Below are 11,357 nucleotides of genomic sequence, written 5' to 3' on the forward strand. Positions count from 1 at the left end.
CGAAAAAGCCCTCGGTGTTGTCCGTGCGGAGTCGTACGCTTGGTAATCCAGAGGTTGTCGAGCAGCGAGAACCCTGCAACGGGAGGTATGTGCAGGCCCGAGGGCCGGCCCATGACTCAGACACCCACACAGCCGCAGGCGCGTGCCCAGATCAGGATCCCGGCCGCACACCCCATGGTGATGCTCCTGGGATCGGGAGACTCGCTGCTGCGCGTGATCGAAACGGCGTTCCCGGCCGCCGATATCCATGTCCGGGGCAATGAGATCAGTGCCATCGGGGATGCGGTCGATGTCGCCCTGATCCAGCGCTTGTTCGACGAGATGATGCTCGTGCTCCGCACCGGGCAGCCGATGACGGAGGACGCAGTGGAACGCTCGATCGCCATGCTCCGGGCGAGCGGCAACGGTCAGGGGGAGCCGCAGGGCGAGACTCCCGCCGAGGTGCTCACCCAGAACATCCTTTCCAGCCGCGGTCGCACGATCCGCCCCAAGACGCTCAACCAGAAGCGGTACGTGGACGCGATCGACAAGCACACGATCGTCTTCGGCATCGGACCCGCCGGTACCGGCAAGACCTACCTCGCCATGGCGAAGGCGGTCCAGGCTCTGCAGTCCAAGCAGGTCAGCCGGATCATCCTGACCCGGCCCGCCGTCGAAGCGGGGGAGCGGCTCGGCTTCCTGCCCGGCACGCTCTTCGACAAGATCGACCCGTATCTGCGTCCGCTCTACGACGCGCTGCACGACATGCTCGACGCCGACTCGATCCCGCGGCTGATGGCGGCAGGCACGATCGAGGTGGCTCCGCTGGCCTACATGCGAGGCCGCACGCTCAATGACGCGTTCATCATTCTCGACGAGGCGCAGAACACCAGCGCCGAGCAGATGAAGATGTTCCTGACCCGCCTCGGCTTCGACTCGAAGATCGTCGTCACCGGTGACGTCACCCAGGTGGACCTGCCGAACGGCACGAAGAGCGGCCTGCGCCAGGTCCAGGACATCCTCGACGGTGTCCAGGATGTGCACTTCTCCCGGCTCACCTCCCAGGATGTCGTCCGGCACAAGCTGGTCGGCCGTATCGTCGACGCGTACGAGAAGTACGACAACCGAGACAGCCACAACGGGAAGTAGTCGCAGCGCACCATGTCGATCGACGTCAACAACGAGTCCGGAACCGAGGTCGACGAGCAGGCGATCCTCGACATCGCCCGTTACGCGCTCGCGCGGATGCGGATCCACCCGCTCTCCGAACTCTCGGTGATCGTGGTGGACACCGACGCCATGGAGCAGCTCCACATCCAGTGGATGGACCTGCCCGGTCCGACAGATGTCATGTCCTTCCCGATGGACGAACTGCGTCCGCCGGCCAAGGACGACGAGGAGCCCCCGCAGGGCCTTCTGGGTGACATCGTGCTCTGCCCCGAGGTGGCGAAGAAGCAGGGTGAGGACGCGGAGACCCAGCACTCCATGGACGAGGAGCTCCAGCTCCTCACCGTCCACGGAGTGCTGCATCTCCTCGGGTACGACCACGAGGAGCCGGACGAGAAGGCCGAGATGTTCGGTCTCCAGGCGGCGATCGTCGACGGCTGGCGCGCCGAGCACGGCCTGACCGGTCCGTCGCCCGCCCCGACCGTGTCGTGAGCGTCCCTCTCATCACCGGAGCCGTCCTGCTGATCGTCGTCGGCTGGCTGGCGGCCTGCGCCGAGGCGGGCATCGCCCGGACGTCGAGCTTCCGGGCCGCCGAGGCCGTCCGGTCCGGGCGGCGCGGCAGCGACAAGCTGGAACAGGTCGCGGCCGACCCGACCCGCTACCTCAATGTCGCCCTGCTGGTGCGGGTCGCCTGCGAGATGGCGGCCGGGGTGCTCGTCACGTACGCCTGCCTGAAGGAGTTCACGGAGACCTGGGAGGCGCTGGCCGTCGCGATGGGCGTGATGGTCCTCGTCTCCTATGTCGCCATCGGGGTCTCGCCGCGGACCATCGGCCGGCAGCACCCGCTGAACACGGCGACGGCCGCGGCGTACGTCCTGCTGCCGCTGGCCAGGATCATGGGCCCGATCCCACAACTGCTGATCCTGCTGGGCAACGCGCTCACGCCCGGCAAGGGTTTCCGCAAGGGGCCGTTCGCGAGCGAGGCCGAGCTGCGGGCGATGGTCGACCTCGCCGAGCAGGAGTCGCTGATCGAGGACGAGGAGCGACGCATGGTGCACTCCGTCTTCGAGCTCGGCGACACGCTCGTACGCGAGGTGATGGTGCCGCGGACGGACCTGGTCTGCATCGAGCGGTACAAGACGATCCGGCAGGCGCTGACCCTGGCCCTGCGCTCCGGGTTCTCGCGGATCCCGGTCACCGGGGAGAACGAGGACGACATCGTCGGGATCGTCTACCTCAAGGACCTCGTCCGCAAGACGCACATCAACCGGGAGTCGGAAGCCGATCTGGTCTCCACGGCGATGCGGCCGGCGGCGTTCGTGCCGGACACGAAGAACGCCGGGGATCTGCTGCGTGAGATGCAGCAGGACCGCAACCATGTCGCCGTCGTCATCGACGAGTACGGCGGTACGGCGGGGATCGTCACGATCGAGGACATCCTGGAGGAGATCGTCGGCGAGATCACCGACGAGTACGACCGGGAACTGCCGCCCGTCCAGGCGCTGGAGAACGGCTGCTTCCGGGTGACTGCCCGGCTCGACATCGGCGACCTCGGAGACCTGTTCGACCTCGACGAGTACGACGACGAGGACGTGGAAACGGTCGGCGGGCTGCTCGCGAAGGCGCTGGGCCGAGTGCCGATCGCCGGGGCGTCGGCGGTCGTCGACCTGCCCGACGGGCGTCGGCTGCGGCTGACGGCGGAGTCTCCGGCGGGGCGTCGGAACAAGATTGTCACGGTGCTGGTGGAGCCGGTGGGGCCGGAGGAGGCGAAGGCGGAATGACTCCGCAGGAGCTGAGGGCGTTCTGCCTGGAGTTCAACGCGAGCGTCGAGGAGTTTCCGTTCGGACCGGAGACCTCGGTGTTCAAGGTGCTCGGCAAGATGTTCGCGCTCAGCACGCTGGACGGGCGGCCGCTGACGGTCAATCTGAAGTGCGATCCGGATGACGCGGTGCGGTTGCGGGAGGAGTACGCGGCGATCGTGCCGGGCTGGCACATGAACAAGCGGCACTGGAACACAGTGACGGTGTCCGGGGTGCCGCGACGGTTGCTGCGGGAGCTGATCGAGGACTCGTACGACCTGGTGGTGGCGGGGCTGCCTCGGACGGAACGGTTGCGGCTGGACCGGGCGTAGCTCTCTGCGGGGGCGGGGCGGGGAACGAGCCACCCGCTTCGTATGCTCGGCACATGACTGAGAGCACCGACCTCGGCCCCGAGGACCGCAAGATCGTCACCCTGGCGCGCAGCGCCCGCGCCCGCAACGGTGTGCCGGAGGGCGCGGCCGTACGGGACGAGACCGGGCGCACGTATGTCGCGGGGACCGTACAGCTGGAGTCGCTGAGGCTCAGCGCGCTGCAGACCGCTGTCGCGATGGCGGTGGCCAGCGGCGCCACCTCCCTGGAGGCGGCCGCGATCGTCTCCGAGGCCGAGGCCCCGTCGGACGCGGACCGTGCGGCGGTACGGGACCTGGGCGGGCCGGCGACCCCGGTGCTGCTGGCCGGGCCGGACGGCGTGCTTCGGCTCAGCGTGACGGCCGGCTGACGGCGGGCCGACACACCGCCGAGCGCACCCGGACGCGGGTCCCGGGCACCGGAAAGAGCCGGGCCGGCATCCCGTTCCGGGCCCGTCGGAGCCGCACCGGTACGGCCTGGGACGACGCCCGAGGAGCCATGCGGCGGCCCGCTGTGCGGCGGGGCCGTCCGGATCGGGGACAATGGGCGCCATGAGCGCTCGACCTAACCCAGAAGCTGCTGCGCAGCAGGCTGAGAACAACGCCCCCCACCGGGCCGGCTTCGCCTGCTTCGTGGGCCGCCCCAACGCGGGCAAGTCCACCCTTACGAACGCTCTGGTCGGCCAGAAGGTGGCGATCACCTCCAACCGGCCCCAGACCACCCGGCACACGGTGCGCGGCATCGTGCACCGTGAGGATGCACAGCTGATCCTGGTCGACACCCCCGGCCTCCACAAGCCGCGCACCCTGCTGGGCGAGCGGCTCAACGACGTCGTACGCACCACTTGGGCCGAGGTCGACGTCATCGGCTTCTGCCTGCCCGCCGACCAGAAGCTCGGCCCCGGCGACAAGTTCATCGTCAAGGAACTCGCGGGGATCAAGAAGACCCCGAAGATCGCGATCATCACCAAGACCGACCTGGTCGACTCCAAGCAGCTCGCCGAACAGCTGCTCGCCGTCTCCCGCCTCGGCGAGGAGCTCGGCTTCGAGTGGGCCGAGATCATCCCTGTCTCCGCCGTGAAGGACAGCCAGGTCGACCTGCTCGCCGACCTGATCGCCCCGCTGCTCCCCGAGAGCCCGCCGCTGTACCCGGAGGGCGACCTCACCGACGAGCCCGAGATGGTCATGGTCGCGGAGCTGATCCGGGAGGCCGCGCTCGAAGGCGTACGCGACGAGCTGCCGCACTCCATCGCGGTCGTCGTCGAGGAGATGCTGCCGCGCGAGGACCGTCCCGCGGACAGGCCGCTGCTGGACATCCACGCGAACGTCTACATCGAGCGGCCCAGCCAGAAGGGCATCATCATCGGCCCGAAGGGCAAGCGGCTGAAGGAGGTCGGCATGAAGTCGCGCAAGCACATCGAGGCGCTGCTCGGTACGCCGGTCTTCCTGGACCTGCATGTGAAGGTCGCCAAGGACTGGCAGCGCGACCCCAAGCAGTTGCGCAAGCTCGGATTCTGAGGCGGGTCAGCCGCGCACCGATCTCACGCGCCCTCCTTGAGGACGCGTGAGATCAGTGCGCGCTGCGCGTCGGTCAGATGCGGATCCGCGCAGTGGACGGTGCGGTCACCGACCGTGATCCGGTACTGGAAGCCGTCCGGCACCCCGGGCGGTGGGGTGCCCCGGCCTTCCGCGAGCGCGGATTCGGCCAGGGCCTCCCAGTCGGCGGCGTCGGCCAGGCCCGAGGTGTCGACCTCGCGGTGGCGTGCGATGCCGGCGAAACCGCCGGTGCGACGTACCTGGATGCGCAAGGTCCGACTCCTCTCGGGTTGTCCCCGGGGCTCTGCCCCGGACTCCGCTCCTCAATCTCCCCCATGGCCTCAAAGAGACATGGGAGCCCCCCGAGGGGCTTGCTCCTGGGGCTACGCAGACGGCACGCCGACCTCCGACCAGGCCTTCCGTACCGCCTCCAGTTCGTCGCCCTCGCCGTAGCGGTCCTTCGCCGCCTCGACCGTCAGGCGGGCGAAGTCCGAGAAGCCCGCGTCCCCGGCCAGTCCGTCGCCCGTGAGCACGTCGAACCAGAGCTGGCCCGCCCGCTCCCACGCGTTGCCGCCGAGCGCCGTGGCCAGCAGGTAGAAGGCGCGGTTCGGGATGCCGGAGTTCAGATGCACACCGCCGTTGTCCTCGGTGGTGTGGATGTAGTCCTCCATCGACGCGGGCTGCGGGTCCTTGCCGAGCACGTCGTCGTCGTACGCCGTTCCCGGCGCCCTCATCGAGCGCAGCGCCTCCCCCTGGACCCGGGGGGCCAGCAGTCCGGCGCCGATCAGCCAGTCGGCCCGGTCCGCGGTCTGGCCCAGCGAGTACTGCTTGACCAGGGAGCCGAAAACGTCCGACATGGACTCGTTGAGCGCGCCGGACTGGCCGAAATAGCTCAGGTTGGCCGTGTACTGGGTGAGGCCGTGCGTCAGTTCGTGGCCGATCACATCGATGGCGACGGTGAAGTCGAGGAAGATCTCCCCGTCCCCGTCGCCGAAGACCATCTGCTCGCCGTCGAAGAACGCGTTGTTGTACTGCTCGTCGTAGTGCACGGAGCCGATCAGCGGCAGCCCGTTGCCGTCGATCGAACGGCGGCCGTAGGCCGTGAGCAGCAGTTCGAAGGTGGCGCCGAGCCCCGCGTACGCGCGGTTGACGCTCGCGTCCTGCGTCGGCTGCTCCCCCTCGGAGCGGACCTTGAAGCCCGGCAGCTGCGTGCCGTGCCGACAGTCGTACAGGATGCGCTCGGGCTTGTCGGACTCCGTCCCCGTCGCCACGGTGGGCACGGAGGGGACGAGGGTGGTCATCTGGCGACGGGTGCGCCGGGCGGCGTCGCCCTCCAGGGTGCGGCGGGCCGGACCGGAGAGACCGGGGTCGTCGGCCTGTGACAGCTTGTCGAGAACATGGGGCGGCACGATCGTGCAGAAGACGGGGTGGAACCCGTGCTGAGGTCGAGGCTGCATGGGGTCGACTGTGGCATTGCGTCACGGTTGTGTCACTGGTTGCCATCAGGATTGACGAAATGGAGTGACTGATCACTCTTTACCCGTTACCGGCACCCGGTCCCGCATACTGATACGGACCGACGTCCCAGGCACCCCTCGGTTAGTCTCGTTGCATCATGCGTTACGGGCTGCTTCTTCTTAGCTGCCGCGGCGAGGGCCTGTAGTCGTAGGCCGACCCCCTCCCCGCGGAGTTTGGTGCTGCAGCGACACAGTCGGCCGTCCCATTGCTGGACCCCCGAGGAGCCGTACGCCATGACCGCCGTGAATTCCGCCCGGACCTCTGCCGAGAACTCCGTAGGCCGCCCCACGCCGATCACCAACGCCACCGCGCTGCAGAAGCCGTCCGGGATGCCGATCCACAAGTACGGCCGGTACGAGGCCGTCGACATCCCCGACCGCACCTGGCCGGACAGCCGGATCACCGTGGCGCCCCGCTGGCTGTCCACCGATCTGCGTGACGGCAACCAGGCGCTGATCGACCCGATGTCGCCGGCTCGCAAGCGCGAGATGTTCGACCTGCTCGTACGCATGGGCTACAAGGAGATCGAGGTCGGTTTCCCGTCCTCCGGCGAAACCGACTTCGCGTTCGTCCGCTCCATCATCGAAGAGGGCGCGATCCCCGAGGACGTGACGATCTCCGTACTCACCCAGGCCCGCGAGGAGCTGATCGAGCGGACCGTCGAGTCGCTGCGCGGCGCCCGCCGGGCCACCGTGCACCTGTACAACGCCACCGCCCCCACCTTCCGCCGCGTGGTCTTCCGCGGTTCGAAGGAGGAGGTCAAGCAGATCGCGGTGGACGGCACCCGGCTGGTCATGGAGTACGCGGAGAAGATCCTCGGCGACGAGACGATCTTCGGCTACCAGTACAGCCCGGAGATCTTCACCGACACCGAGCTGGACTTCGCCCTGGAGGTCTGCGAGGCCGTCTGTGACGTCTGGCAGCCCGAGGAGGGGCGCGAGATCATCCTCAACCTGCCCGCCACCGTGGAGCGTTCGGCGCCGTCCACACACGCGGACCGGTTCGAGTGGATGTCGCGCAACCTGTCGCGCCGCGAGCACATCTGCCTGTCGGTCCACCCGCACAACGACCGCGGCACCGCCGTCGCCGCCGCCGAACTGGCGATCATGGCCGGCGCGGACCGGATCGAGGGCTGCCTGTTCGGCCAGGGCGAGCGCACCGGCAACGTCGACCTGGTGACGCTGGGCATGAACCTGTTCTCGCAGGGCGTCGACCCGCAGATCGACTTCTCGCAGATCGACGAGATCCGCCGCACCAGCGAGTACTGCAACCAGATGGAGGTCCACCCGCGCCACCCTTACGCGGGCGACCTGGTCTACACCGCCTTCTCCGGCTCCCACCAGGACGCAATCAAGAAGGGCTTCGACGCCATGGAGGCCGACGCGGCCGCCCAGGGCAAGACCGTCGACGAGATCGAGTGGGCGGTGCCGTACCTGCCGATCGACCCGAAGGACGTCGGTCGCTCGTACGAGGCCGTCATCCGGGTCAACTCGCAGTCCGGCAAGGGCGGAATCGCCTACGTCCTGAAGAACGACCACAAGCTGGACCTGCCGCGTCGGATGCAGATCGAGTTCTCCCGGATCATTCAGGCCAGGACCGATGCCGAGGGCGGCGAGGTCACGCCGACGCAGATCTGGTCCACGTTCCAGGACGAGTACCTGCCCAACCCGGAGAACGCCTGGGGCCGCGTACAGATCCGTTCCGGTCAGACGACGACCGATTCCGGCGGCCGGGACACGATCACCGTCGACGCGACCGTGGACGGCGCGGACACCGTGCTGACCGGATCCGGCAACGGTCCGATCTCCGCGTTCTTCGAAGCGCTGCAGGCCATCGGCATCGACGCCCGTCTGCTGGACTACACCGAGCACACGATGAGCGAGGGTGCGAGCGCCCAGGCCGCCTCGTACATCGAGTGCGCGATCGACGGAAAGGTCCTGTGGGGGATCGGCATCGACGCCAACACCACGCGGGCCTCGCTGAAGGCGGTCGTCTCCGCGGTCAACCGCGCGACCCGCTGACCCGGCGCCCGAAAGGGCGCACAGGCGCATGATCGACGAACCCCGTCCACCCGGTTCCCGGGGGCGGGGTTCGGCCATCTCCCGACGGTTGTGACGATCGAGGTGCTGACGCCACATCGTGACTGTGGTTAACATCACGTCGACACGGCAATGTTGCCGGAGCGTTACGGAGGTGTGCGACGTGCGGTCAGCCCTGGGACAACGCGCCATGAAGCTGCGTATCTGCGGCATCCGCACCATCTGGGACGCCGTCGCCGACGGCGAGTTCTTCTGCCCCGGCTGCGGCGGTGACCGCAACTACCACCGTCTCACCGGCCGTCGGCGTTTCACCGTGCTCGGCGTGCCGCTGCTGCGCCGCGGCACCGTGGGCCCCGTCGTCGAATGCGCCGCCTGCCGCACGCACTTCGACACCGACGCGCTCGACCACCCCACCACCACCCGGTTCTCCGCGATGCTCAGGGACGCCTTCCACGCCGTCGCCCTCGGCGTCCTCGCCGCCGGTGGCACCACCTCGCGTACGGTCCTGGAGACCGCGGTGGCCATCGTGCGCAGCGCCGGATTCGACGACTGCACGGAGGAGCAACTCTCCACCGTCGTCGAGGTGCTCGCCGCCGACATCGGCCACGGCGCCGCCTTCGACGCCGCGGCCGAGGCGTGCGGCGCCGCCCTCGCCATCGAGCTCCACGAGGCGCTGGAACCACTCGCCCCGCATCTGGCGTCCGCCGGACGTGAATCGATCCTCTTGCAGGGTGCCAGGATCGCGCTCGCCGACGGCCCGTACAGCCAGGCCGAGCGCGAGGTGCTGACCACGGTCGGTGCGGCGCTGCAGCTCTGCGCGGACGACACGGCCCGGCTGCTCGCCGCGGCGGCGCGCACCCCGTCCTGAGCGGCTGCTCCTGGTGCCCCGGCGCGCCTCCGCCCCGATCGAAGGCTCTGCGTGCTCCGGGCGCGTACTCCCGCGGGAGTCAGTGGGCCCCGCGCCCGCTCCTGTAGTAGCCGCGAAGTCGGCCCCTGGCGGCCGGGAGCCTGGACAGGTACCGGCGCCGCTCGCCCTTCGCCGCGATGGGCAGCTCGACCGGACGCCGGCCCGTCGCGGTGCTGAGGCAGCTCCGGGCGGCGCAGCCCGCGGTGCCGGCCGGCGGAAGCCGAACCGTACGGTCTTCGGGGGCGGGCCCGCTTCGGTGCGCGCGTACAGGACAATGGACGCATGAGCTTGTTCCGGGACGACGGCGTGGTGCTGCGCACGCAGAAACTGGGCGAGGCCGACCGGATCATCACGATCCTGACCCGCGGCCACGGCCGGGTGCGGGCCGTCGCGCGCGGGGTGCGGCGTACGAAGTCCAAGTTCGGCGCCCGCCTCGAACCGTTCTCCCATGTGGACGTGCAGTTCTTCGCCCGCGGGAGCGAGCTGATCGGCCGCGGACTGCCGCTCTGCACCCAGAGCGAGACCATCGCGCCGTACGGGGGCGACATCGTCACCGACTACGCCCGGTACACCGCGGGCACCGCGATGCTGGAGACCGCCGAGCGCTTCACCGACCACGAGGGCGAGCCCGCGGTCCAGCAGTACCTGCTGCTCGTCGGAGGGCTCCGCACCCTCGCCCGCGGGGAGCACGCCCCGAACCTGATCCTCGACGCCTTCCTCTTGCGTTCCCTCGCGGTCAACGGCTACGCACCCAGCTTCGAGGACTGCGCGAAGTGCGGAATGCCCGGACCGAACCGATTCTTCTCCGTCGCGGCGGGCGGCGCCATATGCGGCGACTGCCGGGTGCCCGGCAGCGTCGTACCCTCAGCAGAGGCCGTCGCCCTGCTGAGCGCGCTGCTCACCGGTGACTGGGAGACGGCCGACGCGTGCGAGGCGCGGCATGTCAGGGAGGGGAGCGGGCTGGTGTCCGCCTATCTGCACTGGCATCTGGAGCGCGGACTGCGCTCGCTGCGTTACGTAGAGAAGTAACCGACACCGGCACAGCAGGACACCGGCACAGCAGGCACAGGGAGACGAGACAGCTCATGGCAGTACGCGGGATCCTCGGTGGCCGTAACAGGCGCGTATACAAGACCCCCGAGCCGCACCCCTCCGGGGCCAGGCCCCCGAAGATCCCCGGCGAGCTGGTGCCCAAGCACGTCGCCGTCGTGATGGACGGCAACGGCCGCTGGGCCAAGGAACGGGGCCTCCCGCGCACCGAGGGCCACAAGGTCGGCGAGGGCGTCGTCATGGACGTCCTCAAGGGCTGCATCGAGATGGGCGTCAAGAACCTCTCGCTGTACGCGTTCTCCACCGAGAACTGGAAGCGCTCCCCGGAGGAAGTGAAGTTCCTGATGAACTTCAACCGGGACGTCATCCGCCGCCGCCGCGACGAGATGGACGAACTGGGCATCCGCATCCGCTGGGTGGGCCGGATGCCGAAGCTGTGGAAGTCCGTCGTCCAGGAGCTCCAGGTCGCCCAGGAGCAGACGAAGGACAACGACAAGATGACGCTGTACTTCTGCGTCAACTACGGCGGCCGGGCCGAGATCGCCGACGCCGCGCAGCGCATTGCCGAGGACGTCGCGGCCGGAAAGCTGGACCCGGCCAAGGTCAACGAGAAGACCTTCGCGAAGTACATCTACTACCCGGACATGCCGGACGTGGACCTCTTCGTGCGCCCCAGCGGTGAACAGCGCACCTCCAACTACCTGATCTGGCAGAGCGCGTACGCCGAGATGGTCTTCCAGGACGTGTTGTGGCCGGACTTCGACCGCCGTGACCTGTGGCGGGCCTGCCTGGAGTACGCCCAGCGCGACCGGCGTTTCGGCGGCGCGGTCTCCGACGAGGAACTCCTCGACATGCAGGGCAAGGACGCCGGGCCCGACGCGGCTGTCTGACCCCGGGGGGAACTGGCCTGGGTGCAGTGGCCGCACGTGGTGGACCGATGGATGGTGGCTGTCGTGCGCATGGTGGCGCACCCTGTGGGGGTGGCGCTGTCGTT

General features: G+C 68.9%; 12 protein-coding genes. 10 read left to right on the top strand and 2 right to left on the bottom strand.

Annotated features, from left to right (window positions below):
• Window positions 1-111: 111 nt before the first annotated feature.
• The 6 genes from ACWCP8_RS29240 (at window position 112) to era (ending at window position 4,831) form a co-directional block, all read left to right on the top strand.
• A complete protein-coding gene (locus tag ACWCP8_RS29240; protein ID WP_037822277.1) occupies window positions 112-1,128 on the top strand; it encodes a PhoH family protein in 1,017 nt (338 codons plus the stop codon).
• A 12-nt stretch (window positions 1,129-1,140) separates the two neighbouring features.
• Complete coding sequence (gene ybeY, locus ACWCP8_RS29245; RefSeq protein ID WP_030921061.1) at window positions 1,141-1,638, top strand: rRNA maturation RNase YbeY; 498 nt, start codon at window positions 1,141-1,143, stop codon at window positions 1,636-1,638.
• The gene (locus ACWCP8_RS29250) at window positions 1,635-2,927 is read left to right on the top strand and encodes a hemolysin family protein (protein WP_352262034.1); all 1,293 of its coding nucleotides are present in this window, start codon (window positions 1,635-1,637) and stop codon (window positions 2,925-2,927) included. Before ybeY ends, ACWCP8_RS29250 begins: the two co-directional genes overlap by 4 nt.
• On the top strand, window positions 2,924-3,277 hold the full coding sequence (locus ACWCP8_RS29255; protein ID WP_451119084.1) for an MmcQ/YjbR family DNA-binding protein: 354 nt from the start codon (window positions 2,924-2,926) through the stop codon (window positions 3,275-3,277). The genes ACWCP8_RS29250 and ACWCP8_RS29255 overlap by 4 nt, the downstream gene beginning before the upstream one ends.
• 53 nt (window positions 3,278-3,330) lie before the next feature.
• Window positions 3,331-3,684, top strand: coding sequence for a cytidine/deoxycytidylate deaminase family protein (locus tag ACWCP8_RS29260; RefSeq protein ID WP_267005264.1), 354 nt, complete (start codon window positions 3,331-3,333; stop codon window positions 3,682-3,684).
• Between the two features lie 172 nt (window positions 3,685-3,856).
• Window positions 3,857-4,831: a GTPase Era gene (era, locus tag ACWCP8_RS29265; RefSeq protein ID WP_326603658.1), complete on the top strand. Its 975-nt coding sequence runs from the start codon at window positions 3,857-3,859 to the stop codon at window positions 4,829-4,831.
• Window positions 4,832-4,854: 23 nt separating this feature from the next.
• Here the strand turns inward: era and ACWCP8_RS29270 are convergent, their stop codons facing one another.
• Together ACWCP8_RS29270 and ACWCP8_RS29275 are read right to left on the bottom strand one after the other, a co-directional pair.
• The gene (locus ACWCP8_RS29270) at window positions 4,855-5,121 is read right to left on the bottom strand and encodes a protealysin inhibitor emfourin (RefSeq protein ID WP_355999295.1); all 267 of its coding nucleotides are present in this window, start codon (window positions 5,119-5,121) and stop codon (window positions 4,855-4,857) included.
• A gap of 111 nt (window positions 5,122-5,232) precedes the next feature.
• Window positions 5,233-6,306 (bottom strand): M4 family metallopeptidase, encoded by a 1,074-nt coding sequence (locus ACWCP8_RS29275; RefSeq protein ID WP_352262027.1) that lies wholly within the window; start codon window positions 6,304-6,306, stop codon window positions 5,233-5,235.
• Window positions 6,307-6,600: 294 nt separating this feature from the next.
• Here ACWCP8_RS29275 and leuA point away from each other — a divergent pair, with 294 nt between their 5' ends.
• The 4 genes from leuA (at window position 6,601) to ACWCP8_RS29295 (ending at window position 11,253) form a co-directional block, all read left to right on the top strand.
• Entirely contained in the window at window positions 6,601-8,388 is a 1,788-nt protein-coding gene (gene leuA, locus ACWCP8_RS29280; protein ID WP_352262025.1) for a 2-isopropylmalate synthase, read from the top strand.
• Between the two features lie 208 nt (window positions 8,389-8,596).
• The gene (locus tag ACWCP8_RS29285) at window positions 8,597-9,274 is read left to right on the top strand and encodes a TerB family tellurite resistance protein (RefSeq protein ID WP_451119087.1); all 678 of its coding nucleotides are present in this window, start codon (window positions 8,597-8,599) and stop codon (window positions 9,272-9,274) included.
• Window positions 9,275-9,595: 321 nt separating this feature from the next.
• Window positions 9,596-10,342, top strand: a complete 747-nt coding sequence (gene recO / locus ACWCP8_RS29290; RefSeq protein WP_352262021.1) for a DNA repair protein RecO — start codon at window positions 9,596-9,598, stop codon at window positions 10,340-10,342.
• A gap of 56 nt (window positions 10,343-10,398) precedes the next feature.
• Window positions 10,399-11,253: an isoprenyl transferase gene (locus ACWCP8_RS29295; RefSeq protein ID WP_352262019.1), complete on the top strand. Its 855-nt coding sequence runs from the start codon at window positions 10,399-10,401 to the stop codon at window positions 11,251-11,253.
• Window positions 11,254-11,357: the final 104 nt, after the last annotated feature.

The organism is Streptomyces sp. NPDC002206 (assembly GCF_053593595.1).

Coding starts and splice junctions, on each gene's coding strand:
- ACWCP8_RS29240 (WP_037822277.1), top strand. CDS start 112: ATGACTCAGACACCCACACAGCCGCAGGCGCGTGCCCAGATCAGGATC.
- ybeY (WP_030921061.1), top strand. CDS start 1,141: ATGTCGATCGACGTCAACAACGAGTCCGGAACCGAGGTCGACGAGCAG.
- ACWCP8_RS29255 (WP_451119084.1), top strand. CDS start 2,924: ATGACTCCGCAGGAGCTGAGGGCGTTCTGCCTGGAGTTCAACGCGAGC.
- ACWCP8_RS29260 (WP_267005264.1), top strand. CDS start 3,331: ATGACTGAGAGCACCGACCTCGGCCCCGAGGACCGCAAGATCGTCACC.
- era (WP_326603658.1), top strand. CDS start 3,857: ATGGGCGCCATGAGCGCTCGACCTAACCCAGAAGCTGCTGCGCAGCAG.
- ACWCP8_RS29275 (WP_352262027.1), bottom strand. CDS start 6,306: ATGCAGCCTCGACCTCAGCACGGGTTCCACCCCGTCTTCTGCACGATC.
- leuA (WP_352262025.1), top strand. CDS start 6,601: ATGACCGCCGTGAATTCCGCCCGGACCTCTGCCGAGAACTCCGTAGGC.
- ACWCP8_RS29285 (WP_451119087.1), top strand. CDS start 8,597: ATGAAGCTGCGTATCTGCGGCATCCGCACCATCTGGGACGCCGTCGCC.
- recO (WP_352262021.1), top strand. CDS start 9,596: ATGAGCTTGTTCCGGGACGACGGCGTGGTGCTGCGCACGCAGAAACTG.
- ACWCP8_RS29295 (WP_352262019.1), top strand. CDS start 10,399: ATGGCAGTACGCGGGATCCTCGGTGGCCGTAACAGGCGCGTATACAAG.